This window comes from Streptoalloteichus tenebrarius, assembly GCF_024171885.1.
Taxonomy (GTDB): domain Bacteria; phylum Actinomycetota; class Actinomycetes; order Mycobacteriales; family Pseudonocardiaceae; genus Streptoalloteichus; species Streptoalloteichus tenebrarius.
The window spans coordinates 1-26429 of record NZ_JAMTCP010000039.1; the positions used below are offsets into that span (position 1 = coordinate 1).

The following is a 26429-nucleotide window of genomic DNA, read 5'->3' on the forward strand; positions in this document are numbered from 1 at the left end:
TTGTTGGGGTAAGGCTCCCAGGAGATGACTGGGTTGATAGGCCGGAGATGGAAGGTCGGTGACGGCTGGAGTTGACCGGTACTAATAGGCCGAGGACTTGTCCATGGAGATGTCTCGCATTCACTGTGTGGTTCTGGGAGAACCAGCGCTGCTGGCCCGTGTGTGGGTTGGTGTGTTGGTGTCTTCGTGGGTGTTTCGGTGGTTTTGGCGGAGGGGTCACGCCCGGTCCCATTCCGAACCCGGTAGCTAAGTCCTCCAGCGCCGATGGTACTGCACTCGTGGGGGTGTGGGAGAGTAGGTCGCCGCCGAACAATTTTTTCCCGGTAGGGGCCTGTGTCCAGGGGGTACTCTTTGAGTGCTCCTGGGCGCAGGCCCCTACGTGCGTGTGAGGAAGGTTTCTTCGTGACGAGTTCGGCTGAGCCCCCCAAGGGGCGCGGCACCGGTTTCGGCAAGGGCGACGACCGGCGTGGTGGCGCCGCGGGACGCGGCGGGTCGTGGGGACGCTCGGCCGGTGGCCGCGACCGCGGCTTCGACCGGGACCGCGGGGGCCGTCGAGCCGGCGAGGGCCGGGGCGACAACGGTGGCCGCTGGCGTGAGAACAACGATCGGTTCGGCGACGGCCGAGGCGGTGACCGGGGCGGCTTCCGACAGGATCGGGAGCGGTCCGGCGACGATCGCCGGAGCTTCGGCCGCGCCGGTGACCGGCGTGAGGGCCGGGGTGGTGAGCGGCGCGAGTTCGGTGACCGGCCGCGTCGCGACTTCGGCGACCGGCCTCGCCGGGACTTCGGTGGCGAGCGCGGTGAGCGCGGTGAGCGCCGCGACTTCGGTGGTGACCGGCCCCGCAGGGACTTCGGTGACCGGCCCCGTCGGGACTTCGGTGGTGACCGTGGCGAGCGTCGTGAGTATGGCGACCGTCCGCGTCGTGATTTCGGGGATCGCCCCCGTCGCGACTTCGGCGACCGGGACCGTGGCGAGCGCGGTGAGCGGCGCGAGTTCGGCGACCGTCCCCGCCGCGAGTACGGTGACCGCCCCCAGCGTGACTTCGGGGAGCGGAAGAGCTTCGACCGTGGCGACCGCCCCCGGGGCGGCTTCCGTGAGGACCGGCCTCGCCGGGACTTCGGCGGTGACCGGGACCGTGGCGAGCGCGGCGAGCGTCGAGACTTTGGTGGCCGTCCCCAGCGTGAGTACGGTGACCGGCCCCGTCGGGACTTCGGTGGTGACCGTGGCGAGCGTCGTGAGTATGGCGACCGTCCGCGTCGTGATTTCGGGGATCGCCCCCGTCGCGACTTCGGTGACCGGCCTCGCCGGGACTTCGGCGGCGACCGCGGTGAGCGCGGTGAGCGCCGTGAGTTCGGCGGTGAGCGTCGCGAGCGCCGGGACTTCGGCGACCGTCCCCGCCGTGACTTCGGTGGCGAGCGCGGTGAGCGGCGCGAGTTCGGCGGCCGTCCCCAGCGTGAGTACGGTGATCGGCCCCGCAGGGACTTCGGTGGCGAGCGTCCGCGACGGGACTTCGGTGGTGACCGCGAGGGCGGCGAGCGCCGGGAGCACGGTGACCGTCCGCGTCGCGACTTCGGCGACCGGCCCCGTCGTGACTACGGCGACCGGCCGCGCGGCGAGCGGGGCGGCGTCCGTGAGGACCGCGAGCGTCCGCGTCGGCCGAGGGAGGACGGCGTCGAGCCGACCGAGTCGACCGTCGTCAAGGCGCCCGCGCCCGAGCTCCCCGAGGACGTCGACCCGGGCCTGCTCGACCCGGAGGTGCGGCGCGACCTGAAGGGCATGCCGCGCGTGCTCGCCGAGGAGATCGCCCAGCACCTGGTGGCCGCGGGCCAGCTCGTCGACAGCGATCCGGAGCGCGCGCTGGCGCACGCCCGGTACGCCAGGACGAAGGCCGCGCGCGTCGGCGCCGTGCGGGAGGCCGCCGGCCTGACCGCCTACCACGCCGGTGAGTGGGCCGAGGCCCTGTCCGAGCTGCGCGCCGCCCGCCGGATGACCGGTGGCCCCGGGCACGTGGCGGTCATGGCTGACTGCGAGCGGGCGCTGGGCCGCCCGGAGCGGGCCCTGGAACTGCTGCGCGGTCCGGAGGCCGCGGAGCTGCCGCACGCGGAGCTGGTGGAGCTGCGCATCGTGGCGGCGGGCGCCCGCAGGGACATGGGCCAGCTCGACGCCGCCGTGGTGGCGTTGCAGGGCCCGGACCTGGACCCGAGCAAGCCCGCCCCGTGGAACGCCCGACTCTTCTACGCCTACGCGGACAACCTGGCCGCCGTGGGACGGACCGAGGAGGCGATCCGCTGGTTCCTGCACGCCGCCGAGGCCGACCAGGACGAGGAGACCGACGCCGCCGAGCGGGCCTACGAGCTGAGTGAGCCCGAGCGGGCCGAGGCCGGCCACGACGAGGAGACCGACGCCGCCGAGGTCCCCGAGACCGAGCGGTCGGAGGCCGAGGCCGGTTCCGGGAGCGAGGCCGAGACCGACGCGGCGGAGACCGGGGCCGAGGCCGTCGGGCCGACCACCGAGGTGGGCGAGGCGACCGGCGACGCCACGGTGGCGTCGGAGGCGGAGTCGGCCGCGGACGCCCGTGAGGCCGCCGAGAAGGCCGCCGAGAAGGCTGACGAGAAGGCCGCGGAGAAGGCTGAGGACGAGGCCGAGAAGGCCGCCGAGCCGAAGGGCGCCGAGCCGAAGGCCGCCGAGGCCCCGGCGTCGGTCGAGGACGCCTCGACCCCGGCGACCGGCTCGCCCGCCGGGCGGGAGCGCGCCGAGGAGCCCGGCCAGCGGTGAGTGGTCGGCTGCTCGACGGTCACGACGCCCTGTTGCTGGACCTGGACGGCACGGTGTTCCGCGGCGGGGAGCTGGTGCCCGGCGCGGACAGGACGGTGGACGCCGCCCGCGAGGCCGGCGTCCCCGTCCGCTACACCACGAACAACGCGTCCCGGTCCCCGGAGCAGGTGGCCGCGCACCTCGTCGACCTGGGCCTGCGCGCCCGGGCCGACGAGGTGCGCACCAGCGCGCAGGCGGGCGCCTCGGTGCTCGCCGGGCGGTTGCCCGCCGGGGCCGCCGTGCTCGTCGTGGGCACCGACGCCCTCGTCGACGAGGTGAGGGCGGCGGGCCTGCGCCCGGTCCGGCGGCACGCGGACGGCCGGTCGGGCGTCCAGGACGGTCAGACGCCCGAGGCGGTGGTCCAGGGGCATTCGCCGGACACCGGCTGGCGGGACCTGGCCGAGGCGTGCCTCGCCCTCCGTTCGGGGGTGCTGTGGGTCGCCTGCAACGCGGACCTGACGCTGCCCACCGAACGGGGGCAGTTGCCGGGCAACGGCGCGATGGTGGCGGCCCTGCGGGCCGCCACCGGCCGTGAGCCCGTCGTCGCGGGCAAGCCAGAACGGCCGCTGCTCGACCAGGCCGCCCGTTCGGTGGACGCCACCCGGCCGCTGGTCGTCGGCGACCGGCTCGACACCGACATCGCCGGCGCGGTGAACGCCGGCATGGACTCCCTGCTCGTGATGAGCGGTGTGACCACCGCCGCCGACGCGCTCGCCGCCCCCGAGGGGCACCGCCCCCGGTACCTGGGGGCCGACCTCAGCGCCGTGCTGCGGCCGGCGGACGACCTCCGGGTCGCCCCTGGCGGCGGCTGGCGCGCCGAGGTGCGCGACGGCGTGCTCCACCTGGCCGGCTCCGGTGATCCGCTCGCCGCCCTGCGCACCCTGTGCGCGGTGTGGTGGGAGGCCGGCGGCGGGCCCGTCGCCGTCGCCGCCGAGGGGGACTCCGCCCGCTCGGCGCTGGCCGATCTCGACCTCGCGTCGGCCTGATCGGCTAGCGTGGGAGCCGACGATCCGACCCACGGGTGGGGTCCCCGGCGCGGCCGTGGAGCGGCCGGCGGGGGCGTGCCACCGGGTGCGGGCGTCCCGCGCCGTTCCCGGCGTGGATGTCCCGCTGGAAGTCAGCTCGAACGGGAGCGGTCGCATGACGCCTGAACCCACGCCGACGCCCGCCGTGTTGGGCGCCGCGCCCGGCGCGGAGCAGCGCGCCGCCATCGAGGAGGCGCTGTCCGCGCTCGGGGCGCTGGACGCCCTTCCGGTCGCCGAGCACGTCGCCCGGTTCGACGCCGTCCACGCCGCCCTCACCGACGCGTTGTCGGCCATCGACAGGATCTAGCGTGGCGCGACGAGCACGACTGGACGCCGAACTGGTGCGTCGGGGACTGGCCCGGTCCCGGGAGCACGCCGTCCAGCTCATCAACGAGGGCAGGGTGACCGTGCGGGGGACCGTGGCGCGCAAGCCCGCCACCGCCGTCGAGGCGGACTCCGCCGTCGTGGTGCTCGCCGCCGAGGAGGACCCGAACTGGGCGTCCCGGGGCGCGCACAAGTTGTTGGGCGCGCTGGAGGCGTTCGAGCCGCGCGGGCTGACCGTGGCGGGGCGCCGGTGTCTGGACGCCGGCGCGTCCACCGGTGGTTTCACCGACGTGCTGTTGCGCAGGGGCGCGCGCGAGGTCGTCGCCGTCGACGTCGGGTACGGGCAGCTCGCGTGGAAGCTGCGGACCGACGAGCGGGTGCGGGTGGTGGACCGCACCAACGTGCGCACCCTGACGCCGGAGGCAATCGACGGTCCGGTGGACCTGGTGGTCGCCGACCTGTCCTTCATCCCGTTGCACCTGGTGCTCCCGGCCCTGTTGGCGTGCTCGGTCGAGGACGCCGACCTGGTGCCGATGGTCAAGCCCCAGTTCGAGGTGGGCAAGGAGCGGCTCCCCGCCGGCGGGGTGGTCAGGGACCCCGAGCTGCGGGTCGACGCCGTCCTCGGGGTGGTGGCCTCCGCCGCCGAGCTGGGCCTGGTCCCGCACGGGGTGACCGCGAGTCCGTTGCCCGGCCCGTCCGGCAACGTCGAGTACTTCCTGTGGCTGCGCAGGGCGGCCCAGGGCGAGCCCGGGACCGATCCGGAGGAGCTGGTCAGGGCCGCGGTGCGGGAGGGGCCGCAGTAATGACGCGAGAAGCGTTGCTCGTCGTGCACACCGGGCGGGCGGACAACCTCCGCACGGCCGAGCAGGTGGCGCGCCGGCTCACGAGGGCCGGGATCGCGCTGCGGGTCCTGGCCGAGGAGGCTCCCGACCTCGACCCGTCCTGTTACGGGCGGGTCGTGGCGCACGACGACCGGGCGGCCGAGCACGCCGAGCTGGTGCTCGCCCTGGGCGGCGACGGCACGTTGCTGCGGGCGGCCGAGCTGGCGCGGCCCGCCGGGGTGCCGGTGCTGGGGGTGAACCTGGGGCGGATCGGGTTCCTGGCCGAGGCGGACCCCGAGGCGCTGGACGACGCCGTGGCGATCGTCGCCGGCTGCGAGTACCACGTCGAGGAGCGGATGACGATCGACGTGACCGCGATGCTGGACGGCACCGTGGTCGCGAGGACGTGGGCGCTCAACGAGGCGAGCGTGGAGCGCAGCAGCCGGGAGCGGATCCTGGACGTCGTCCTGGAGATCGACGGGCGGCCGGTGTCGGCGTTCGGGTGCGACGGCGTGTTGGTGGCGACGCCGACGGGGTCGACGGCCTACGCGTTCTCCGCCGGCGGGCCGGTGATCTGGCCGTTGGTGCAGGCGTTGTTGGTGGTGCCGAGCAACGCGCACGCCCTGTTCGCGCGGCCGTTGGTGGTCGCGCCGGACTCGGTGGTGGCGTTGGAGGTCGACCAGCACGGGCACCCGGCGGTGCTGGCGTGCGACAGCCGCCGCACGGTCGAGCTGCCGCCGGGCAGCCGGGTGGAGATCGTCGGCGGTGAGAAGCCGCTGAAGCTGGTGCGGTTGCAGGACGCGCCGTTCGCGGACCGGCTGGTGCAGAAGTTCGCGTTGCCCGTGCAGGGGTGGCGGGGGCCGCCGAACCACCACTGAGCGCGGGTCGTCCGTCCCCCGTTCTGGCGGGGCGTGTGCCGTGGCTCACGGCGGTGGGCGTGGTCCGTGGGCCATACTGCGCCTTCGTCACGTGGGCGTCGACCAGGTGTTCGAGAGTGTGGAGGTCGCGCCCCACCGTCCCCGACGACCAACTAGGGTGCTGACACGTGCTTGCCGAGATGCGCATCAAGGGCCTCGGCGTCATCGACGAGGCCACGTTGCACCTCCACCCCGGCCTGACCGTGGTGACCGGTGAGACCGGAGCCGGCAAGACGATGGTGGTCACCGGGCTGCACCTGCTGGGTGGCGGCCGGGCCGAGGCGTCCCGGATCAGGGCCGGCGCGGGCCGGGCCGTGGTCGAGGGCCGGTTCCGGCTGGCCAGGGGTGGCGCCGCGTTGCGGCTGGCCGAGGACGCGGGCGCCGAGCTGGACGAGGACGGCAGCCTGATCGCGGTGCGCACCGTCGGCGTCGACGGGCGGTCGCGGGCGCACCTGGGCGGCCGCTCGGTGCCGGTCGGGGTGCTCGGCGAGCTGTCCGAGGTGTTGCTGGCCGTGCACGGCCAGAACGACCAGCTCCGGCTGTTGCGGCCGGCCGAGCAACGGGCGGTGCTGGACCGGTTCGCCGGCGAGGCGGTGGCGACCCCGCTGGCGGAGTACCGCCAGGTGCGGGCGCGGTGGCTCGCGGTCGTCGCGGAGCTGACCGAGCGCACGGAGCGGTCCAGGGAGCTGGCCCGCGAGGCGGACCTGCTCAAGCACGGGCTGGCCGAGATCGCCGCCGTGGACCCCCAGCCGGGGGAGGACGCGGAGCTGGTCGCGGAGGCCCGTCGGCTGGCCGACGCCGACCAGTTGCGGGAGCTGGCCACGGGGGCGCAGGTCGCGGTCTCCGGCGCGGCCGACGGCGACCCGGACGCGCCGGGGGCGCTGGGCATGGTCGCGGCCGCCCGTCGGCTGCTGGGCGCCTCGGACGATCCGGCGTTGGGCGAGCTGGAGCCCCGGTTGGCCGAGGCGGCGACGTTGTTGTCCGACGTGGGCGCCGAGCTGGGGGGCTACCTGGACCGGCTGGAGGCTGACCCGGCGCGGCTGGAGCGGGTGCTGGCCCGGCAGGCGGAACTCAAGCAGCTCACCAGGAAGTACGCCGCCGACGTCGACGGGGTGCTGGCCTGGGCGCGGCAGGCCGAGGAGCGGCTGGCCGGGCTCGACACCTCCGAGGAGGCGCTCGCGGCGCTCGCGGCGCGGCGGGACGAGCTGGCCGGCGAGCTGGCCGGGTTCGCGGAGAAGGTCACGGCGGCGCGCACGGCGGCGGCCGGCGAGCTGGCCGAGGCGGTGACCGCCGAGCTGGCGGGGCTGGCCATGCCGCACGCCAGGATCGAGGTCGTGGTGCGGCCGCACGAGGCCCGGCCCGAGGAGGCGGGGGCCGTGCGGGTGGCGGGGCGGTGGGCGCACGCCGGCCAGGACGGCGTGGACGAGGTGGAGCTGCGGCTGGTGCCGCACCCCGGCGCGCCCGCGCTGCCGGTGCACAAGGGCGCCTCGGGCGGTGAGCTGTCCCGGGTGATGCTCGCGTTGGAGGTCGTGCTCGCCGACTCCGACCCGGTGCCGACGCTGGTGTTCGACGAGGTCGACGCCGGGGTCGGTGGCCGGGCCGCGGTCGAGGTGGGGCGGCGGCTGGCCCGGCTGGCCCGCACCCACCAGGTCGTCGTGGTCACGCACCTGCCGCAGGTCGCGGCCTACGCGGACCGGCACCTGGTCGTGGACAAGGTGGTCGGCGGGGCGGGGGTCACCCGCAGCGGGGTCCGGGTGCTGGACGACGGGCAGCGGGTGATCGAGCTGGCCAGGATGCTGGCCGGCCTCGACTCGACCGAGACCGGTCGGGCGCACGCCGAGGAGCTGCTGGCGACGGCCGCCAGGGACAAGGCCGGCGCGGCGACGCCCTCGTCCGTGGCCGCCGGGAGCGGTTCCGCCGCGCGGCGGCCGGGTGGCCGCCCCCGGAGCGGACGGCGCGACTGATCCGATCGGTGGCTTGACCGAGGCGTGGCGTCGCCCGGCGTGGCATCCCGCTCACGGGACGTTCGTTTGTCACCATCAGTCCCATGAGACTCACGGGCATCATCACCCGGAGTGACAAGGACCTCCAGCCGGGTGTGTCTGGTGTCGCTCGGGTGGATCGCCGCGTCGACCGGTTGTTGCCGCGCCTGGGGCGGGGGGACATCGCGGTGCTGGACCGGATCGACCTGGACCTGCGCACGGCGGACGCGTTGGTCGAGGCCGGGGTGGCCGCCGTGGTCAACGCGTCCCCGTCGATCTCCGGCCGGTTCCCCAACCTCGGTCCCCAGGCGCTGCTCGCCGCGGGCGTGCCGCTGGTCGACGGGGTGGGCGCGGAGTTGCTGCGCACGCTGAAGGACGGCACCCGGGTCCGCGTGCACGAGGGCGTGGTCTACGCCGGGGACCGGGAGCTGGCCCGAGGGACCCGGCAGACCAGGGAGAGCGTCGCCGACCTGATGGCCGACGCCAAGGCCGGCCTGTCGGCCCAGTTGGAGGCGTTCTCCGCCAACACCATCGAGTTCCTGCGCCGGGAGCGCTCGCTGGTGTTGGAGGGGGTGGGGGTGCCCGAGCTGGACGTGGCGATGCGGGACCGCGAGGTCCTGGTCGTCGCCCCCGGCCACGGCTACCGCGAGGAGCTGGCCCGGCTACGCAGGTACGTGCGGGAGAACCGGCCGGTGCTCATCGGCGTGGAGGAGGGCGCGGAGGCGTTGCGGGCCGCCGGGCTCACCCCGGACGTCGTGATCGGCGACCCGAACCGCTTCGACGCCGAGACCCTGCGGTGCGGCGCGGAGGTCGTGGTGCCCGCGCAGCTCACCGGGCACGCGCCGGGGCTGGAGCGCATCCAGGACCTGGGCGTGGGCGCGGTGACCTTCCCCGCGTCGGGCGCCCCGCAGGACCTGGCGTTGCTGCTGGCCGACCAGCACGGGGCGTCGCTGGTGGTCACGGTCGGCTTCCCCGGGACGCTGCCCGAGTTCCTGGAGCAGGGCCGCTCCGGGGCCACGCCGTGCGCGTTCCTGACCCGCCTGCGGCTGGGCGGCAAGATCGTCGACGCCAGGGCCGTGGCCGCCCTCCACCGGGCCAGGGTGCCGGTGACGGCGGTGGTGTTGCTGGTGCTGGCCGTGGTGGCGGTGGTCGCGGTCGCCCTGTTCGTCTCCGGCCTCGGCGGGATGTACGCCGACCTCCTGTCCGGAACCTGGAACGACGTCGTCACCTGGACCAGGGAGCTGCTTCCGTGATCTCGCTGCGCTACCACGTCGTCTCGATCGCCGCGGTGTTCCTCGCCCTGGCGGTCGGGGTCGTGCTCGGCTCCACCGCCGTCGGCGGCCGGCTGCTGTCCGGCCTGGCCGGCGACCGGGAGTCGCTGGGCAAGCAGGTGGCCGACCTGGAGGAGCAGCGCAACGCGCTGGACGCCCGGCTCGCCGCCGCCGACCGGTTCGCGACGGCGCTCGGGCCCAGCGCCGTGCGCGGCCTGCTCGACAAGCGCACCGTGGTGGTGATCAGCACCGTCGACGCGAGCCCCACCGACCGGGACGCGGTCGTCGGGCTGGTCCGCGCCGCCGGGGGCACGGTGACCGGCGAGATGCAGCTCACCGACACGTTCAGCGACCCGTCCAAGGCCGACCAGCTCCGGCAGCTCGTCGCCCGGCTGCTGCCGGCGGGCGTGCGGCTGCCCACGGCCTCCGACCCCGGCACGTTGGCCGGTGGGCTGATCGGCCCGTTGGTGCTGCTCAACAAGGACAACAACCAGCCGCAGGCGAAGCCGGAGGAGGCCGCGGCAGCGCTGCGCGCGTTGGCCGACGGCGGGTTCGTGAAGGTGGGCGGCGACCTGCCGCCGGCGCAGCTCGCGGTGGTGCTCAGCGGCGGCAGGGTCGGCGGCGACGCGGCCGGCGACCGCGCCGCGACGATCGCCCGGTTCGCCACGCAGGTGGACCGCTCGGGCGCGGGCGCGGTCCTGGCGGGGCGCGCGGGCTCGGCCGACGGCGTGGGTCCCGTCGGCGTCGTGCGGGCGGACACCGCGGCCAGCTCGGTCCTGTCGACGATCGACAACGTGGACACGGCGGCCGGCCGGGTGGTGACCGTGCTGGCGTTGCGGCAGGAGCTGGAGGGGAGGTCCGGCCGGTACGGCACGGCGGGCAACGCGCAGGCGCCCGCGCCGGAACCGGCGAACTGACCCGGCGGGTCGGAGCGCGCCGCGCGGCCGTCCTGGCAGGTGGGAGGGGCTCCCGGTCCGGCGCCGGTCGGGCGGCGCGCGTGCCCCGACACGGCGACTTCGCCGGTGAGGGTGCTGCGCTCCGGGCTCGGGGTGATACGGTGAAGTCCCGTGGATCGGTGGGTACCGCCAGTCGAGTGGTGCCCGGCGAGAGACCCCGAGTCCCGTCGGGTCGTAGACCCCAGGCACCGGGCAGCCAGCAATCGCGTTGAATCACGCACGTTGAACCACGGGAGCCCCTCCTTGGCGCAGTCGCGTACGACCAAGCATGTGTTCGTCACCGGAGGCGTCGCCTCCTCGCTCGGCAAGGGGCTCACCGCCTCCAGCCTCGGTGAGTTGCTCACCTCCCGTGGGCTGCGGGTCACGATGCAGAAGCTCGACCCGTACCTCAACGTGGACCCGGGCACCATGAACCCGTTCCAGCACGGCGAGGTGTTCGTCACCGAGGACGGCGCCGAGACGGACCTGGACATCGGCCACTACGAGCGGTTCCTGGACCGCGACCTCGGCGGCAACGCCAACGTCACCACCGGCCAGATCTACTCCGCCGTCATCGCCAAGGAGCGGCGCGGCGAGTACCTCGGCGACACCGTGCAGGTCATCCCGCACATCACCGACGAGATCAAGGCCAGGATCAGGGCGATGGCCGAGCCCGGCGAGGACGGCAGGACCCCGGACGTGGTCATCACCGAGGTCGGCGGCACGGTGGGCGACATCGAGTCGCTGCCGTTCCTGGAGGCCGCCCGGCAGGTGCGGCACGACGTCGGCAGGGACAACTGCTTCTTCCTGCACGTCTCGCTGGTGCCGTACCTGGCGCCCTCCGGCGAGCTGAAGACCAAGCCGACCCAGCACTCGGTCGCGGCGCTGCGCAACATCGGCATCCAGCCCGACGCGATCGTCTGCCGGTCCGACCGCGACATCCCCGAGGGCCTCAAGCGCAAGATCGCGCTGATGTGCGACGTGGACATCGACGGTGTCGTGGCCGCGCCGGACGCGCCCTCCATCTACGACATCCCCCGCGTGCTGCACTCCGAGGGCCTGGACGCGTACGTGGTGCGCCGGCTCGGCCTGCCGTTCCGGGACGTGGACTGGGCCGTGTGGGGCGACCTGCTGGACCGGGTGCACAACCCGTCCGAGACGGTCCGGATCGCGATGGTCGGCAAGTACGTGGACCTGCCGGACGCGTACCTGTCGGTCAGCGAGGCGCTGCGCGCCGGCGGTTTCGCGCACCGCGCCAAGGTGGAGATCCGCTGGGTTCCCTCCGACGAGTGCGCCACGCCGAGCGGCGCCGCCCACGCCCTGGCCGACGTCGACGGCGTGCTGGTGCCGGGCGGGTTCGGCGTCCGGGGCATCGAGGGCAAGATCGGCGCGTTGTCGCACGCCCGCACGCGGGGCATCCCGGCGCTGGGCCTGTGCCTTGGCCTCCAGTGCATGGTCATCGAGGCTGCGCGGAACCTGGCCGGGCTGGCCGGCGCCAACTCCGCCGAGTTCGACGAGGGCCAGTCCCGCACCGAGCACCCGGTGATCAGCACGATGGCCGACCAGGCCGACGTGGTCGCCGGCGAGCGGGACATGGGCGGCACGATGCGGCTGGGCGCGTACCCGGCCACGCTGCTGCCGGGCTCGGTGGTGGCCGAGGCGTACGGCACCACGGAGGTGTCCGAGCGGCACCGCCACCGGTACGAGGTGAACAACGCCTACCGCGAGCGGCTGGGCAAGGCCGGGATGGTGTTCTCGGGCACCTCGCCGGACGGCCACCTCGTGGAGTTCGTGGAGCTGTCGCGCGACAAGCACCCGTTCTACGTGGGCACCCAGGCCCACCCCGAGCTGAAGAGCCGGCCCACGCGGCCGCACCCGCTGTTCGCCGCCTTCGTCAAGGCCGCCCTGGACTACCGCGCCGCCGACCGGCTGCCGGTCGAGCTGCCGGAGGGGGCCGCGGGCGGCAACGCCAAGGCCTCCGGCGGGCGGCGCGAGTCCGGGAAGAGCACCGGCAGGGGCGCGGAGCGCGACGCCGAGAAGGCCGGCGCGGGCGCGGGGGCGTGACGCGGTGAGCGAGGTCGACGAGTCACCGGGCCGGCACGAGTTCCGGACGGTCGCCAGCCGGGACGCCTACCAGGGCCGGGTGTTGGCGCTCCGGGTCGACGAGGTGGTCATGCCAGGGGGCCGCACCGGCGCCAGGGAGATCGTGGAGCACCCCGGGGCGGTGGCGGTGGTGGCGCTGGACGCCCAGCAGCGGGTCGCGCTGATCCACCAGTACCGGCACCCGCTGGGCCGGCGGTTGTGGGAGCTGCCGGCCGGGTTGCTCGACGTGCCGGGGGAGGACCCCGTCTCCGCCGCGCGGCGGGAGCTGGCCGAGGAGACCGGCCTGGCCGCGTCCTCGTGGTCGGTGCTGGTGGACGTGGCGTCCTCGCCGGGCTTCAGTGACGAGGTGGTGCGGGTCTTCCTGGCCACCGGGCTGTCCGAGGTGGAGCGGGACGTGCACCACGGCAGCGAGGAGGCCGACCTCGTGCTCGACTGGGCGCCGCTGGAGGACGCGGTGCGCAGGGCGCTGTCCGGGGAGATCGTGAACGCGAGCGCCGTGGCGGGTCTGCTCGCGGCGCGGGCGGTGCGCGCCGGTGCGGCGCCGGCCCGGCCCGAGGACGCGCCGTGGCCCGACCGGCCGCACCGGTGGGCCGACCGTCAGCGGGGCTGACCCCGGTCTGACACGCGATGCGCAACGGGCTGGCGCCCCACCCTCCGGTGGGGTGCCAGCCCGTTCGGCTTGCTGGGGGCCGCGGTGGCCCGTTTCACTCCAGGAGGCGTCGGCCGTGGGAGTCGGTGCCGCCGTTGATGAGCAGCACGATGCCGTCGATGAACGGCCACAGCGCGCCCGCGCCACAGGTCACGAAGGTGACGATGAGCTGGGCCAGGCCGATGCCGACGTGCCCGGTGTAGAAGCGGCCGACGCCGAACGGCAGCAGGATCTGGAGCAGGCCCGCCGCGAGCTTCGACTTGCTCGACATCTCGTAGCCGGCCATCGGCACCATCGGCGGGGCCGCCACGACCGGGGGCGGCGGCATCGTCATCGGCATCGACGGCCCCAGCGCCGGGGGGTGGGGCGGGGGCAGGTCGGCGAACAGCGGCCGGAGTTCGGAGAGGGTGCGGGCCGCGCTGGCCCTGCCCACCCGGTCCTCGTACTCGTGCATCTCGAGCCGACCGGCGGCGAGGTGTTCGCCCAGGACGTTGATGGCCTGTTCGCGCTCCTGGGTCCCGATGCGGACTTCCCCAGGTCCAGCCGATTCCGGTGTCACGCGGGCACAGTAGCCGAAACGGTGATCGGGGCGTGGCTCGTCGGGGTGGTTCGCGGAGGCCGGGGTTACGCTGCGGGAACGGATCGGCGACGCGCCGCGCCGGCGCGGTCGGGGAGGCGTTCGACGTGATTGTCGGGATCCCTCGGGAGCTGAAGGTCCGCGAGTACCGGGTGGCGATCACCCCGGCCGGCGTGGTCGAGCTCGTCCGCCGCGGCCACCGGGTGTTGATCGAGCGGGAGGCCGGCGCCGGGTCGGCGCTGCCCGACGAGGACTACGTCGCGGCCGGCGCGGAGATCGTCCCGACGGCCGACGACGTGTGGGGCGCGGCGGAGCTGGTGCTCAAGGTGAAGGAGCCGGAGCCGGCCGAGTACCACCGGATGCGCGCCGACCAGACGTTGTTCACCTATCTGCACCTGGCCGCGAACCGGGAGTGCGTCCGCGCTTTGCTCGACGCTGGTGTCTGCGCGGTGGCCTACGAGACCGTCCAGCTCCCTGACGGGTCGTTGCCGCTGCTCGCGCCGATGAGCGAGGTGGCGGGGCGGATGGCGCCGCAGGTGGGGGCGCACTGCCTGGAGCGGGGGCAGGGCGGGCGGGGCGTGTTGCTCGGCGGGGTGTCCGGGGTGGCCGCGGGGCGGGTCGTGGTGATCGGGGCCGGGGTGGCCGGGATGAACGCGGCGGCCATCGCGCTCGGGCTCCAGGCCGAGGTCGTGGTGCTGGACACCAACGTCAACCGGCTGCGCCAGCTCGACATGGTGTACCGGGGCCACCTCCAGACGGTGACCAGCAATGCCTACGAGGTGGAACGGGCGTGCCTGTGGGCGGACCTGGTGATCGGCGCGGTGCTGGTGCCGGGGGCCAGGGCGCCCAAGCTGGTGAGCGACGACCTGGTGTCCCGGATGCGGCCGGGTTCGGTGCTGGTGGACATCGCCGTCGACCAGGGCGGCTGCTTCGAGAGCTCGCGGCCCACCACGCACGACGACCCGACCTTCGCCGTGCACCGGTCCGTGTTCTACTGCGTGGCGAACATGCCGGGGGCGGTGCCGCACACCTCGACGTGGGCGTTGGCCAACGTCACCCTGCCCTACGTCGTCGCCTTGGCGGACAAGGGTTTGCGGGGCGCGGTGACCGACGACCCGGCGCTGGCGAGAGGGGTGAACGTGGTCCGGGGGAAGATCGTGCACGCCGAGGTCGCCGAGGCGCACGCGTTGCCGCACGTGGGTCTGTTCGAGGCGTTGGGCTGACCTTGTCCGGTACCGACACCACCGGCGCCGACAGCACCAGCGGCACCACCAATACCGCCGACACCACCAGGGGCACCACCAGTACCGCCGCCACCGCTGTCGCCGACGTCGTCGCCGCCTATCTGGACCATCTGGCGGTGGAGCGGGGGACGGCGCGCAACACGCTCGACTCCTACCGCCGTGACCTGCGCCGTTACCAGGAGTTCCTGGCCGGGCTGGGGATCGGTGACCTGGCGGGGGTGACCCCGGCGCACCTGACGTCCTTCCTCGCGGAGCTGCGGGAGGGCGGCCCCGACCGGCCCGCGCTGGCCGCGTCGTCGGCGGCCCGCACCCTGGTCGCCGTGCGGGGGCTGCACCGCTTCGCCCACGCGGAGGGCCGCGTGCCGGTCGACGTCTCGCGCGAGGTCAGACCGCCCACGCCGCCGCGGCGGTTGCCGAAGGCGCTGCCCGTCGACGACGTGGTGCGGCTGGTGGAGTCCGCGGGTGGGGAGGATCCGCGCGGGCTGCGGGACCGCGCGCTGCTGGAACTGCTCTACTCGACCGGAGCCCGGATCTCCGAGGCCGTGGGTCTGGACGTGGACGACGTGGACGCCGAGGAGCGGACCGTGCTCCTGGACGGCAAGGGCGGCAAACAGCGCCTGGTGCCGATCGGTCGTCCCGCGCTGGCCGCCGTGGACGCCTACCTGGTGCGGGCGCGTCCGGTGCTGGCGGCGAAGGGCCGGGGCACGCCGGCGCTGTTCCTCAACGCGCGGGGCGGTCGGTTGTCCCGGCAGAGCGCGTGGGCGACCGTGCAGGTCGCCGCGGAGCGCGCCGGGATCACCGCCGAGGTCTCCCCGCACACGCTGCGGCACTCCTTCGCCACCCATCTGATGGAGGGTGGGGCCGACGTCCGGGTCGTCCAGGAGTTGCTGGGGCATGCCTCCGTGACCACCACCCAGATCTACACGCTGGTGACCGTGACCACGCTGCGCGAGGTGTACGCCACCGCGCACCCCCGCGCCCGTGGTTGATCCAGCGTGGGCGGTGCGCCTACCGCGCGCCCTCGACCGTGGCGGGCACGGGCGGAACGATGGCCGGCCCCTTCTCGGCGTCGGGTTCGGCGTCGGACTCGGCACCGTGGTCGTGGGTCGGTGCGGCGACCTGACCCGTCGCCCGGCCGGCGACCCGGCCGGCGGCCTGCTCGGAGGCCGCACCGGTCCGGCGCATCCCGCTGACCACGCCGAGCACCAGTCCGACCAGCACGAGCGCCACGCCGACGAGCTGACCGGGGACCACCTCGCCACCGTTGACCGCGGTCACGACCAGCGCGGTGACCGGGACCAGGCTGATGAACAGGCTCGTGGTGGGCGGGCCGAGCCGGCGCGCGGCGGAGTTCCACGCCAGGACCGCGTACACCGAGCCCGGCAGCGCCAGGTAGAGCAGGGCCGGCCAGACGTCGAGGTAGGCCGACAGGCGGGGCGCGCCGATCCACCCGGCCGTCTCGGCCACGAAGGCGATGACGAGCAACATGACCACGCCGCCGAGCTGGGAGAGCGTGGTGTAGCGCAGCGGGCTCCACGCGGGGAAGCGCGCCGCGCCCCTGGTGTAGATCACCCAGCTCAGGACGGCGAGCACCACCACGACGGCGGGCAGGCCGACCGCGCCGTCCAGCACGGCCGTCGGGGAGCCCTTGCCGAGGACCGTCGCGACGCCGAGCAGCGCCACCACCGCCGACACGGCGAGCAGCGGCCGCGGGCGACCGCCGCCGGCCACCCAGGTCACGACCGCGGTCACCAGCGGCATCGTCGCGATGAGCACCGAGACGTTCTGGGCCGGCAGGGGGCCGACCATGGCGAACGAGCCGAGGTTGAACCCGCAGTAGCCGACCGAGCCGAGGACGACCAGGGCCAGGCCGCGCCCCTCGGTCCTGAACGAGCGCCGCCCCTCGACGGCGAGCAGGATCACCGAGGTGACCAGGGCGGAGAGGGCGTAGCGGGCCAGCGTCACGTGCACGACGTCCAACTCCCGCATGGCCGAGGAGCCGGCGAAGAAGATCCCGCCCCAGACCATCGTGGTCGTGACGGCGAGGGGGACGCCGACCAGTCGTTGTTTCGTCGTTCGTCGAACATCGAACATGGGCGATAGTCTCGCACCGGTGACCCGTCCGAGGTCAACTCCGACCTTTCGGGCGCGCGCCCCGCGACGCCCCGTCGACACCGGCGCTGCCGGCGACCTCGGCGGCGCCGGTCGCGGGCGCGCGGCAACCAACGAGGCGAAGGGGAGAGGTGGGAACGTGCGCGAGCCGGAGCACCCACGACGCGACGAGATCACGCTCACCGGGGTGTTGCACGCGCTCAGCGACCCGACGCGGCTCGCGGTCGTCCGGCAGCTCGCCAGGGACGGCGAGCGGAAGTGCGGCACCTTCGAGGTGGGTGTGGCGAAGTCCACGCTGTCCCAGCACCTCCGGGTCCTGCGCCAGGCCGGCGTGACCAGGACCCGCTGCCAGGCCACCCACCGCTACGTCGCGCTGCGCCGGGACGACCTCGACGAACTGTTCCCCGGCCTGCTCGACGTCGTGCTGGAGGCGCCCGACGGCGTGGTCGCCGCACGGTGAGCCCCGCCGGCCGACGGCCACCCGGAGGGGTGGGTTCGCCGCCCCACGACAGGGCGAGCCTTGCTGACCAGGAGCGATGCTCGCGGCGCGGCGCGTTGCCGGTTGCGGCGGAGCCGGCCTACGCTGCCGCCGAGACCACCCGTTGATCCCCGCCGGCCGAAGGAGTCAGGACGTCATGTCGACACCGCAGCCGTCCCTGGGGCGGTCCCGTGGTGACGCCGTGGACCTCGACCTGACGGCCGGGCTCGCGCCGGCGACACCGCCGGCCCCCCGCGAGACGCCGGCCGCGTCCGCGGCGGCCGCCGCCTCCGGGGACGCGGGGGCGGACCGCGAGCCCCGGGGGACCGTGAGGGTCGTGGAGCCCTCGGGGTCCGTCGGCTCCGGCAGCGCCGGTCCTGTGGGCGCTGTCGGCGCTGTCGCGTCGTCGGAGGCCCTGGAGGACGACCTGGCGGTGGTCGGCGACGGGGAGCCCGGCCCCACCGGCCGCCCCGCGCGCCACATCCCGGAGCCGCCGGCCCTGCTCACCCACGGGCCCGCCCGCGTGCTGGCGATGTGCAACCAGAAGGGCGGCGTCGGCAAGACCACCTCCACGATCAACCTCGGCGCGGCGCTGGCCGAGTACGGCCGCCGCGTCCTGCTCGTCGACTTCGACCCCCAGGGCGCGCTCTCGGTCGGCCTGGGCATCCAGCCGCACCAGCTCGACCGCACCATCTACAACGTGCTGATGGAGCGCGGCACCTCCGTGGAGGACGTCGTGCTGCGCACCGGGGTCGACCACATGGACCTGCTGCCCAGCAACATCGACCTGTCCGCGGCCGAGGTGCAGCTCGTCGCCGAGGTCGGCAGGGAACAGACGCTCAGCCGCGTGCTGCGCTCGGTGATCGGCCAGTACGACTACGTGCTCGTGGACTGCCAGCCCTCGCTCGGCCTGCTCACGGTGAACGCGCTGGCCGCGGCCGACGGCGTCCTCATCCCGCTGGAGTGCGAGTTCTTCAGCCTGCGCGGGGTGGCGCTGCTGATCGACACGATCGAGAAGGTGCGCGAGCGGCTCAACCCCAAGCTGGAGATCACCGGCATCCTTGCCACCATGTACGACCCGCGCACGCTGCACTCGCGCGAGGTCATGGCCCGGGTCGTCGAGGCGTTCGGCGACGTCGTGTTCGACACGGTGATCAACCGCACCGTCCGGTTCCCGGAGACCACCGTGGCGGGTGAGCCGATCACCCGGTGGGCGCCCCGTTCGGCGGGGGCCGAGGCGTACCGGCAGCTCGCCAGGGAGGTGATCGCCCGGTGACCCGCCGCGCCCCGCTGCCCGGAGCGGCCGAGCTGTTCCGGCCGACCAGCGCCGTCCCCCGGCGCCCCGGCGGAGCGGCCCCGACGCCCGGCGCCGACGGGTCGGCCGGTGACCAGCCGCACGCCCTGCCCGACGCCCCCCGGCGCGGCAGCGGCCGGCAGAAGCACGACGCCAAGATCACGGTCTACGTGTCCGACGACGAGCTGGTCGCCCTGGAGCAGGCGCGGCTGGCCCTGCGGGCGGAGCACGGGCTGGCCGTGGACCGGGGGCGGATCGTGCGGGAGGCGGTGGCCGTGCTGCTCGCCGACCTGGACCAGCACGGCGCGGACTCGGTTCTCGTGCGGCGGCTGCGCGCGGAGTCGAACGCGTGACGACGGCTGAGGACGGGGGTCGCCAGGGCGACCCCGGGCGGAGCGATGCCGTGCCCGCCCCGCCGGACCCACCGGCCCGACCCGACCCCGCCGACGGGACGGGCGCGGCGGACACACCGGCGGCCGAGCCCGGCTCGGGCCGGTTCACCGTCCGGCTCGCCAACTTCGAGGGTCCGTTCGACCTGCTGCTGCAACTGATCGCGCAGCACCAGATGGACGTCACCGAGGTGGCCCTGCACCGGGTCACCGACGACTTCATCGCGCACATCCGGTCGATGGGCGACGAGTGGGACCTCGACGAGACCACCGAGTTCCTCGTCGTCGCCGCGACCCTGCTCGACCTCAAGGCGGCCCGCCTGCTGCCGGCGGCCGAGGTGGAGGACGAGGAGGACCTGGCGCTGCTGGAGGCCAGGGACCTGTTGTTCGCCCGGCTGTTGCAGTACCGGGCGTTCAAGCAGGTCGCCGCCCTGTTCGGCGAGCTGGAGGCGACCGCGCTGCGCCGCTACCCGAGGTCGGTGGCGCTGGAGGACCGGTACTCCGACCTGCTGCCCGAGGTCCTGCTGGGCGTGGACCCCGCGCGCTTCGCCGAGATCGCCGCCGCGGTGTTCCGGCCGAAGCCGCCGCCCACCGTGTCGCTGGACCACGTCCACCAGCACACCGTGTCGGTGCGCGAGCACGTCGCGCACCTGCGGGTCCGGCTCGCCGAGCTGGGCGGCGCGACGTTCGGCGAGCTGGTCGCGGACTGCGAGCACACGGTCGAGGTGGTCGCGCGGTTCCTGGCGCTGTTGGAGCTGTACCGCGAGGCCGTCGTCCTGTTCGAGCAGGACGACCCGTTGGGCGAGTTGCGGGTGCGGTGGGTCGGCGGCAGCGTCGAGCAGGCGGTGGCCGCCGCCGAGGCCGCGCTGGCCAGCAGGGACGAGGAGGAGTACGGGTGAGCGAGGCGCCTCTTTCGCCGGACGGGGTGGTGGGGCGGTCGGCCGCCCCCACAGCGGACGGAGTCCTGGGCGGGGGCGTCTCGTCCCCGGAGGCCGTCCCGAACGCCGACGGCGCGGCCGAGGATGACACCGCGTCGACAGCCGGCGTGCCCGGAGAGGACACCACCGGCCCCGACAGCCCCGTCGGGACGGTCGACGGGGACGGGCCGGAGGCCGTGGCCAGCCCGGAGCGACGGAGCACGGGACCAGAGCTGCCCGACCTGGACGACGACGCCGCGCTTGACGCCGCCCTGGAGGCGTTGTTGCTGGTCGTGGACTCGCCGGCCGGGGAGGACCTGCTCGCCGGCGCGCTCGACCAGCCGGTGGCCAGGGTGCGCGCCGCGCTGCGTCGGCTCGCGGCCGGCTACGCTGAGGGTGACCGCGGCATCGACCTGCGCCGGGTCGGCGAGGGATGGCGGTTCTACACCCGCGACCGGTACGCGCCGTTCGTCGAGCGGATGTTGCTCGACGGGCAGCGCGCCAAGCTGACCAGGGCGGCGTTGGAGACGCTCGCGGTGATCGCGTACCGGCAACCGGTGACCAGGGCCAGGGTCGCCGCGGTGCGGGGTGTGAACGTGGACGGAGTGATCAGGACCCTGCTGGCCCGGGGCCTGGTGGAGGAGGCCGGACAGGACCCTGAGACCCAGGGCATCCTGTACCGGACCACGGAGCTCTTCCTGGAGCGGTTGGGGCTGTCGTCGTTGGAGGACCTTCCTCCACTGGCCCCGCTGCTACCCGAAGTGGATGCAATCGACGATGTCTGACCTGTCTGTGCGGAACCGGTCCCACCGCCCGGGGGCCGACGGCCCCGAGGGCGTGCGGCTCCAGAAGGTGCTGGCCCAGGCCGGCGTGGCCTCCCGGCGTGCGGCCGAGGAGCTGATCGCCGAGGGCCGGGTGAGCGTGGACGGCGAGGTGGTGCGGGAGCAGGGGCGCCGGGTGGACCCGGCCACCGCCGTGATCCACGTCGACGGCGTGCGCGTCGTCGTGCGGGACGACCTGGTGTACCTCGCCCTCAACAAGCCCCAGGGCGTCCACAGCACGATGTCCGACGACCGGGGCCGGCCCTGCGTGGGTGACTACCTGCGGGGCCGGGAGGACCGGCTGTTCCACGTCGGCCGGCTGGACGCCGAGACCGAGGGCCTGCTGCTGCTGACCAACGACGGCGAGCTGGCGCACCGGCTCATGCACCCGTCGTTCGAGGTGCTCAAGACCTACCTGGCCGAGGTGCCCGCCCCGATCCCCCGCGACCTGGGCCGGCGCCTGCGGGCGGGGGTGGAGCTGGAGGACGGGCCGGTGAAGGTCCACTCCTTCAAGGTGGTCGACCACGTGCGTGACCGCGCGTTGGTGGAGGTCGTGCTGCACGAGGGCCGCAAGCACATCGTGCGGCGCCTCCTGGAGCAGGTCGGCCACCCGGTGGAGCGCCTGGTGCGCACCGCCGTCGGCGAGGTGCGGCTGGGCAACCAGAAGCCGGGCCGGCTCCGCCCGCTCAACCGCGCCGAGATCGGCTCGCTGTACGCGGCCGTGGGGCTCTGACCCCGTTTCCCGACCAACCCCGGCCCCGCCACGCCTGGCGGGGCCGGGGTTTTTCGTGTCCTCTCCCCGTGTCCTCTCCGGTGTCCCCGACTCGCCGTCCCCGACTCGCCGTCCCCGCCCGGCGCGTCGTCGCTGAGCCACCGCCTGCGGGCCGCGATGCGCCTGGACGCGGGCCTCCAGCAGCGGTACGGCTTCCTCTACGCCGCCCTGTTCTCCACCGTGCTGTGGCACGCGATCCTGGTGCCGATGTCGGAGGAGTTCCGGCGCTCCGCCATGCCGTACGTGGTGTTCGGGGACCTGTCCATCGTGCGTACTTCTTCGTCGCCGCGGCCGTGTTCTTCGAGAAGGGCGAGCGCACCCTCTTCGCGCTGGTCGCCACGCCGCCGCGGTTCGCCGAGTACCGGACCAGCAAGATCGTCACCCTCACCGGGCTGACGCTCGTCGCGACCCTCGTGGTGGTGGTCCCCCACCACGGCCTCGGGGCACGCCCGCTGTCGTTGCTGCTCGGGGTCGTGTTGACCGCGGGGGTCATGTCGCTCCTGGGCTTCGTGACGGCCGCGCCGTTCCCGTCGATCAGCGACTGGCTGATCCCGTCCACTGTGGTCATCGGCGTCATGAACCTGCCGCTGCTCGACCACAGTGGGCTGTGGCGGAGCCCGCTGTGCCTCGTCATCCCGACGAAGGGCTCGATGGTGTTGCTGGGCGCGGCCTTCGACACGGCGTCGGCGACCTGGTGGGAGTAGACCGCCGCGGCGCTCTATCAGCTCGTCGTGATCGCGGTCCTCGGCGTGCTGGCGCGCCGCGTGTTCCTGCGGCACGTGGTCGCCAGGGAAGGAGGGAGCTGACGATGGGCGCGATCATCGCCTTCGCCGCAACGACCTGCGGGGAGTCCGCCGCGACCCGCTCCTGCTGACCGTCCTGTTCGGACCGCTCGTCTCCGTCGCGGTCGTCCGGTTCCCCGTGCCGCCGCTGACCGAGATGCTCGCGCGGCGGTACGACTTCGACCTCACGCCCCACTACCCGCTGCTCGTCACGCAGTTCCTGGTGCTGGGCTGCCCGATGCTTCTCGGCGCGCTGGCGGGGCTGCTGGTCCTGGACGACCGCGACCAACGGACGCTCACGGCGCTGCGGGTCACGCCGGTGCCCGTCATGACCTACGCCGGCTACCGGGCGGGCACCGTGGTCGTGGTGACGACGGCCTACGTCGTCACCACGACCTGGGCCAGCGGACTGGTCCCGGCGCGGCTGCTCCCGGCGGCGCTGCTGGTCGGCGTGCTCTCCGGGCTCCTGGCCACGCTCCTCGCGCTGACCGTGGCCACCTTCGCCGGCAACAAGGTGGAGGGCATGGCGATCATGCGGGCCGCCGGGATCCTCGTCGTCGGGCTGCCCGTCCTGCCCTGGTTCGTCCCCGGCAACTGGCAGGCGCTGTTCGCGGTGCTGCCCGCGTACTGGCCGGCCAAGGCGTTCTGGGTCGCCGCCGAGGGCGGCCCGTACCTGGTCCCCCTGGTGGTCGGGATCGCCTACCACGGGCTGCTGCTGTGGCCGCTGACCAGGGCGTTCGCCCGCCGACAGCGCTGAGGAGGACGGCTGGGCCGCTAGACCCGCTGCGGCAGCAGGGCCATCGCGCGGGTGGCCAGCGGCTCCACCACCCGCGCGGCCACCGGGCCGAGCACCGCCATCAGCAGCACGTAGGCCGTGGCCAGCGGCGCCAGGTCGGGACTGACCGAGCCGGAGGCCACCGCCAGGCCCGCGATGACGATGGAGAACTCGCCCCTGGCCACCAGGGCGGCGCCGGCCCGCAACCGGCCGAGCCGGCGCACGCCCTGCCGGCTGGCCGCCCACCAGCCGGTCGCCAGCTTGGTCACCGTGGTGACCACGGCCAGCGCGACGGCCGTGCCCAGCACCGGCGGCATCTGCCTGGGGTCGGTGTTGAGCCCGAACACGACGAAGAACAGCGCGGCGAACAGGTCGCGCAGCGGCTCCAGCATGCGGGTGGCGTTCTCCGCGGTGGACCCGGAGATCGCGATGCCCAGCAGGAACGCGCCGACCGCCGCCGAGACCTGCAACTGGGAGGCGATGCCCGCGACCAGCAGCGCCGCGCCGAGCACCCTCAGCAGGAACACCTCGGGGTCGGGGCTGTCCACCACGGCCGAGACGTACCGGCCGAACCGCAACGCCACCACCAGCACCACGGTGATCGTGACCAGGGCGATGCCCACCGTGGTCATCCCGCCCCAGAAGGACACACCGGCGAGCAGCGCGGTGAGGATCGGGAGGTAGAGCGCCATGGCGAGGTCCTCGAAGACCAGGACCGACAGGACGACCGGGGTCTCCCGGTTGCCCAGCCGGCCCAGGTCACTGAGCACCTTCGCCACGATGCCCGAGGAGGAGATGTAGGTGACGCCCGCCATCACCAGCGCGCCCACCGGTCCCCAGCCCAGCAGCAGGGCGGCCACCGCGCCGGGGGCGGCGTTGAGCACGAGGTCGACGACGCCGGCCATCCAGGACCGGCGCAGCCCGGTGACCAGCTCGGCCGCCGAGTACTCCAGGCCGAGCAGCAACAGCAGGAGGATGACGCCGATCTCGCCGGCGATGTCGGTGAACTCCTGGATGCCGCCCAGGGGCACCAACCCGCCGTGGCCGAAGGCGAGCCCGCCGATCAGGTAGAGCGGAATGGGGGAGATGCCGATCCGCCACGCGAGCCGGCCGAGGACGCCCAGCCCGAAGCAGACCGCGCCGAGCTCGATCAGGGAAACCGCGGTCGAGTGCACGAGTCGATCCGCCGCCCTTATCCGTGCGCGAGCAGGTCGGCCGCGGCCCGGAGGCCGTCGGACGTGCCGACCACGACCAGCAGGTCACCCCCGGTGAACACGAAGTCCGGGCGCGGCGAGGGGTGCACGTCGCCGGCGCGGACCACGGCCACCACCGAGGTGCCCGTGCGGGTGCGCATGGCGGTGTCCCCGAGGGTGCGGCCGTCGAAGGGCGAGCCGTGCACGATCGGGAACTGCTTGGTGGCGATGCCGGCGACGTCACGCTGCTCGTCCCTGAGCTGGGCCACGAGCTGCGGGGCGCCGAGGAGGTTGGCCAGGGTGGCCGACTCCTCGGGCGTCAGGGGGACCGACGCCGAACACGCGTCCGGATCCTCGCGTTGGGAGATGATCAGGTCGAACCGGCCGTCCCGATAGGTCACGACGCCCACGCGTCGGCCGGAGCGGGTCATGAAGTCCTGGCGGGTGCCGATACCGGGCAGGGGGGTCACCTCGACGTTCACACCCCGAGGGTAACCACCAATCCACGCCATGGCCGCCCGGGCGATCACCGCTCGCCCGGCCCCGGTCCACCCGAACCAGCGGCTTGCCCGCCCCGCGACGCACCCGGGATCATGAAACTGGGGGGACACCCAGGTAACACCGTTTTGGACGAATCCGCCTGTGTCCCTGGCCGATTCGACGCGTTCCTGTCTGCTGGCGACGCCGTGCGGGGCCGACTCCTGGTTCTCCTGCGCCATCCTGGTGCTCACGGGACAGATGTGAGTCAGATCGCTATGCCCTCCCTCACCCGCCCGGGCACGATCGGAGGATGGCGAGGGGAGCGGTCCGTCCACTGCGGACGGCGTGGGTCGTGCGGGACGCGGTGCCGGGGCCGGACGTGGACGAGTTCGCCGGTCCCGAGCAGGTGCGCGCGGCCCTGGCCGCCGAGGGCACCGCCGCGCCGGACACGTTGCTGGCCGTCCAGCACCCCCACCGCACCCCGCTCGCGATCGCCGGGGGCTTCGACCTCGCCGCGGCGCTCCCCATGGCCAGGACCACGCTCGCCCGGCTCAGGGCGACCCACTACCGCCGCGCCGACGACGTCGTCGCGCCCTACGCCGTCACCGGCCCCGACGGCAGCGCGACCGGCGTCCTGTGCCTGGTCGACCCCGCGGCCGTCGGCGCCGACGGGCTCGCCCGCGTGCGGCACACCGAGGAGGTCTACCCGGAGGTCGTCGCCGAGCGCGCCACCGTCCTCAAGGGACTCGGCTGCGCCACGAGCGCGGCGATGCTCGTGCCGACGGCGGGCGGGGACGCCCTGACCGAGGCCGTGCGCCAGGCCACGCAAGGCGTCGGCGCGCCTGCTGTGTCCACAGTGGACTCCGGGGGGCGCGAGCACCGGCTGTGGCTGCTCGGCCCCGGCCCCGAGCGGGACGCCGTGCTCGCCGCGGCGGCCGCGCACCCCCTCCTGGTCGCCGACGGCAACCACCGCGTCGCCGCCGCCGCTGCCGCGGGGCTCGGCGGCATGCTGGCCCTCGTCACCGGCGGGCCGGACCTCCACATCGGCTCGATCCACCGGGTCCTGCGCGGCACCGGCCGAACCCCCGAATCCCTCGTCGAGGCCTGGCGCTCCGCCGGTCTCACGCTCCGCCTCACCCGTCCGCACCTGCCCCAGCGGCCCGGCCACGTCGTCGCGGTGACCCGCGCGGGCGCCGTCGAGATCGAGCTTCCCCCGCCCGGCCCCGCCGAGGACCAGCCGCGCATCGACCACTCCGTCGTGGAGCGCCTGCTCCTCGCCGACGCCCTCGGCGTCGACCCCGCCGGCCCCCAGGTCCGCGCCCTGCCCGCGCCGCAGCTTCCCGACCCGGCCCGCCTGCCCGACGACGCCGAGGCCCTCCTGCTCCTCGCGCCGGTGCCCTACGCCGACGTCCTCGGCGTCCACGCGCGGCACCGGACGATGCCCCGCAAGGCGACCTACTTCACGCCGAAGCCGCGCAGCGGTCTCCTCCTCGCCGACCTCACCGCCTGACGGCGTCGACCGGCCTCGCGCGTTCTGTCTCGCACGTCCCGCGTCTCGCGTCGTGGGAGAGAAAATCACCCTTCTGGGGGCAAAGCTCGTGTCGGCCTGGTAAGGCGCTCGGGCGGCCTGTGTCACCCACACGATATCAATCGACTCGCGTGAGGGTGATTTTCGAGGGCAATTCTTTGACTATTTCGTACGCCGATCGGCCGACCCTGGACAGGTGTGGCAATTTCCGCCGTTCGCCGCGAAT

General features: G+C 74.4%; 26 protein-coding genes, 2 rRNA genes and 1 pseudogene. 24 read left to right on the forward strand and 5 right to left on the reverse strand.

The window, feature by feature from the left end:
- Together LX15_RS25020 and rrf are read left to right on the forward strand one after the other, a co-directional pair.
- Positions 1-105, forward strand: a 23S ribosomal RNA gene (locus tag LX15_RS25020); the annotation flags it as partial.
- An 89-nt stretch (positions 106-194) separates the two neighbouring features.
- Positions 195-311: ribosomal RNA gene (gene rrf, locus LX15_RS25025) — 5S ribosomal RNA — on the forward strand.
- Positions 312-375: 64 nt separating this feature from the next.
- On the opposite strand, the gene LX15_RS25030 is transcribed toward rrf, so the two are convergent.
- Positions 376-1812 carry a hypothetical protein gene (locus LX15_RS25030; protein WP_253672108.1) on the reverse strand — a complete coding sequence of 479 codons (1437 nt, stop codon included), beginning with the start codon at positions 1810-1812 and terminating at the stop codon, positions 376-378.
- Between LX15_RS25030 and LX15_RS25035 the strand changes: the two genes are divergently transcribed.
- From LX15_RS25035 to LX15_RS25080, 10 genes are all read left to right on the forward strand, one after another.
- Complete coding sequence (locus LX15_RS25035) at positions 1777-2775, forward strand: tetratricopeptide repeat protein (protein WP_253672109.1); 999 nt, start codon at positions 1777-1779, stop codon at positions 2773-2775. The genes LX15_RS25030 and LX15_RS25035 overlap by 36 nt on opposite strands.
- Positions 2772-3800 (forward strand): HAD-IIA family hydrolase, encoded by a 1029-nt coding sequence (locus LX15_RS25040; RefSeq protein ID WP_253672110.1) that lies wholly within the window; start codon positions 2772-2774, stop codon positions 3798-3800. Before LX15_RS25035 ends, LX15_RS25040 begins: the two co-directional genes overlap by 4 nt.
- Positions 3801-3954: 154 nt before the next feature.
- Positions 3955-4146, forward strand: a complete 192-nt coding sequence (locus tag LX15_RS25045; protein ID WP_253672111.1) for a hypothetical protein — start codon at positions 3955-3957, stop codon at positions 4144-4146.
- A gap of 1 nt (position 4147) precedes the next feature.
- The gene (locus LX15_RS25050; protein WP_253672112.1) at positions 4148-4966 is read left to right on the forward strand and encodes a TlyA family RNA methyltransferase; all 819 of its coding nucleotides are present in this window, start codon (positions 4148-4150) and stop codon (positions 4964-4966) included.
- Positions 4966-5862, forward strand: coding sequence for an NAD kinase (locus tag LX15_RS25055; RefSeq protein WP_253672113.1), 897 nt, complete (start codon positions 4966-4968; stop codon positions 5860-5862). Before LX15_RS25050 ends, LX15_RS25055 begins: the two co-directional genes overlap by 1 nt.
- Positions 5863-6029: 167 nt before the next feature.
- Positions 6030-7865 (forward strand): DNA repair protein RecN, encoded by a 1836-nt coding sequence (recN, locus tag LX15_RS25060; RefSeq protein WP_253672114.1) that lies wholly within the window; start codon positions 6030-6032, stop codon positions 7863-7865.
- A gap of 83 nt (positions 7866-7948) precedes the next feature.
- Positions 7949-9136: a putative cytokinetic ring protein SteA gene (gene steA / locus LX15_RS25065; RefSeq protein ID WP_253672115.1), complete on the forward strand. Its 1188-nt coding sequence runs from the start codon at positions 7949-7951 to the stop codon at positions 9134-9136.
- Positions 9133-10071: a copper transporter gene (locus tag LX15_RS25070; RefSeq protein ID WP_253672116.1), complete on the forward strand. Its 939-nt coding sequence runs from the start codon at positions 9133-9135 to the stop codon at positions 10069-10071. The genes steA and LX15_RS25070 overlap by 4 nt, the downstream gene beginning before the upstream one ends.
- A gap of 282 nt (positions 10072-10353) precedes the next feature.
- The gene (pyrG, locus tag LX15_RS25075) at positions 10354-12153 is read left to right on the forward strand and encodes a CTP synthase (RefSeq protein WP_253672117.1); all 1800 of its coding nucleotides are present in this window, start codon (positions 10354-10356) and stop codon (positions 12151-12153) included.
- Between the two features lie 4 nt (positions 12154-12157).
- Positions 12158-12802 carry an NUDIX domain-containing protein gene (locus LX15_RS25080; RefSeq protein ID WP_253672118.1) on the forward strand — a complete coding sequence of 215 codons (645 nt, stop codon included), beginning with the start codon at positions 12158-12160 and terminating at the stop codon, positions 12800-12802.
- Positions 12803-12896: 94 nt separating this feature from the next.
- Here LX15_RS25080 and LX15_RS25085 read toward each other — a convergent pair whose 3' ends face one another.
- A complete protein-coding gene (locus LX15_RS25085) occupies positions 12897-13400 on the reverse strand; it encodes a DUF1707 domain-containing protein (protein WP_253672119.1) in 504 nt (167 codons plus the stop codon).
- Positions 13401-13525: 125 nt separating this feature from the next.
- Between LX15_RS25085 and ald the strand changes: the two genes are divergently transcribed.
- Complete coding sequence (gene ald, locus LX15_RS25090) at positions 13526-14641, forward strand: alanine dehydrogenase (protein ID WP_253672120.1); 1116 nt, start codon at positions 13526-13528, stop codon at positions 14639-14641.
- Between the two features lie 2 nt (positions 14642-14643).
- Positions 14644-15651, forward strand: a complete 1008-nt coding sequence (xerD, locus tag LX15_RS25095) for a site-specific tyrosine recombinase XerD (protein ID WP_301305219.1) — start codon at positions 14644-14646, stop codon at positions 15649-15651.
- A 19-nt stretch (positions 15652-15670) separates the two neighbouring features.
- On the opposite strand, the gene LX15_RS25100 is transcribed toward xerD, so the two are convergent.
- Positions 15671-16756: a DMT family transporter gene (locus LX15_RS25100; RefSeq protein WP_253672121.1), complete on the reverse strand. Its 1086-nt coding sequence runs from the start codon at positions 16754-16756 to the stop codon at positions 15671-15673.
- A gap of 157 nt (positions 16757-16913) precedes the next feature.
- Between LX15_RS25100 and LX15_RS25105 the strand changes: the two genes are divergently transcribed.
- The 9 genes and pseudogenes from LX15_RS25105 to LX15_RS25140 all read left to right on the forward strand — a co-directional run bounded on the left by LX15_RS25105 (position 16914) and on the right by LX15_RS25140 (position 22984).
- Positions 16914-17234, forward strand: a complete 321-nt coding sequence (locus LX15_RS25105) for an ArsR/SmtB family transcription factor (protein WP_253672122.1) — start codon at positions 16914-16916, stop codon at positions 17232-17234.
- A gap of 175 nt (positions 17235-17409) precedes the next feature.
- Positions 17410-18528, forward strand: coding sequence for a ParA family protein (locus tag LX15_RS25110; RefSeq protein WP_253672123.1), 1119 nt, complete (start codon positions 17410-17412; stop codon positions 18526-18528).
- Positions 18525-18899 carry a hypothetical protein gene (locus tag LX15_RS25115; protein WP_253672124.1) on the forward strand — a complete coding sequence of 125 codons (375 nt, stop codon included), beginning with the start codon at positions 18525-18527 and terminating at the stop codon, positions 18897-18899. The genes LX15_RS25110 and LX15_RS25115 overlap by 4 nt, the downstream gene beginning before the upstream one ends.
- Complete coding sequence (locus LX15_RS25120) at positions 18896-19834, forward strand: segregation and condensation protein A (RefSeq protein WP_253672125.1); 939 nt, start codon at positions 18896-18898, stop codon at positions 19832-19834. Before LX15_RS25115 ends, LX15_RS25120 begins: the two co-directional genes overlap by 4 nt.
- Positions 19831-20637 carry an SMC-Scp complex subunit ScpB gene (scpB, locus tag LX15_RS25125; protein WP_253672126.1) on the forward strand — a complete coding sequence of 269 codons (807 nt, stop codon included), beginning with the start codon at positions 19831-19833 and terminating at the stop codon, positions 20635-20637. Before LX15_RS25120 ends, scpB begins: the two co-directional genes overlap by 4 nt.
- Positions 20630-21406: a pseudouridine synthase gene (locus LX15_RS25130; RefSeq protein ID WP_253672127.1), complete on the forward strand. Its 777-nt coding sequence runs from the start codon at positions 20630-20632 to the stop codon at positions 21404-21406. The genes scpB and LX15_RS25130 overlap by 8 nt, the downstream gene beginning before the upstream one ends.
- A 156-nt stretch (positions 21407-21562) precedes the next feature.
- Positions 21563-21655: pseudogene (locus LX15_RS33855) on the forward strand (fluoroquinolone export ABC transporter permease subunit); the annotation flags it as partial.
- Positions 21631-22149 (forward strand): fluoroquinolone export ABC transporter permease subunit, encoded by a 519-nt coding sequence (locus LX15_RS25135; RefSeq protein WP_443729325.1) that lies wholly within the window; start codon positions 21631-21633, stop codon positions 22147-22149. The pseudogene LX15_RS33855 and the gene LX15_RS25135, both read left to right, overlap by 25 nt.
- A gap of 136 nt (positions 22150-22285) precedes the next feature.
- Positions 22286-22984, forward strand: a complete 699-nt coding sequence (locus tag LX15_RS25140) for an Rv2686c family ABC transporter permease subunit (RefSeq protein ID WP_504978588.1) — start codon at positions 22286-22288, stop codon at positions 22982-22984.
- A gap of 17 nt (positions 22985-23001) precedes the next feature.
- Here LX15_RS25140 and LX15_RS25145 read toward each other — a convergent pair whose 3' ends face one another.
- Complete coding sequence (locus tag LX15_RS25145; protein ID WP_253672130.1) at positions 23002-24177, reverse strand: cation:proton antiporter; 1176 nt, start codon at positions 24175-24177, stop codon at positions 23002-23004.
- 17 nt (positions 24178-24194) lie between these two features.
- Positions 24195-24677, reverse strand: a complete 483-nt coding sequence (locus LX15_RS25150) for a cation:proton antiporter regulatory subunit (RefSeq protein ID WP_253672131.1) — start codon at positions 24675-24677, stop codon at positions 24195-24197.
- 308 nt (positions 24678-24985) lie between these two features.
- On the opposite strand from LX15_RS25150, the gene LX15_RS25155 reads away from it, so the two are divergent.
- Positions 24986-26185 carry a DUF1015 family protein gene (locus LX15_RS25155; protein WP_253672132.1) on the forward strand — a complete coding sequence of 400 codons (1200 nt, stop codon included), beginning with the start codon at positions 24986-24988 and terminating at the stop codon, positions 26183-26185.
- Positions 26186-26429: the final 244 nt, after the last annotated feature.

Excerpts from the sequence above, each read along its gene's own strand:
- LX15_RS25035 (WP_253672109.1), top strand. The coding sequence starts at position 1,777 with ATGCCGCGCGTGCTCGCCGAGGAGATCGCCCAGCACCTGGTGGCCGCG.
- LX15_RS25045 (WP_253672111.1), top strand. The coding sequence starts at position 3,955 with ATGACGCCTGAACCCACGCCGACGCCCGCCGTGTTGGGCGCCGCGCCC.
- LX15_RS25055 (WP_253672113.1), top strand. The coding sequence starts at position 4,966 with ATGACGCGAGAAGCGTTGCTCGTCGTGCACACCGGGCGGGCGGACAAC.
- steA (WP_253672115.1), top strand. The coding sequence starts at position 7,949 with ATGAGACTCACGGGCATCATCACCCGGAGTGACAAGGACCTCCAGCCG.
- LX15_RS25100 (WP_253672121.1), bottom strand. The coding sequence starts at position 16,756 with ATGTTCGATGTTCGACGAACGACGAAACAACGACTGGTCGGCGTCCCC.
- LX15_RS25110 (WP_253672123.1), top strand. The coding sequence starts at position 17,410 with ATGTCGACACCGCAGCCGTCCCTGGGGCGGTCCCGTGGTGACGCCGTG.
- LX15_RS25130 (WP_253672127.1), top strand. The coding sequence starts at position 20,630 with ATGTCTGACCTGTCTGTGCGGAACCGGTCCCACCGCCCGGGGGCCGAC.
- LX15_RS25155 (WP_253672132.1), top strand. The coding sequence starts at position 24,986 with ATGGCGAGGGGAGCGGTCCGTCCACTGCGGACGGCGTGGGTCGTGCGG.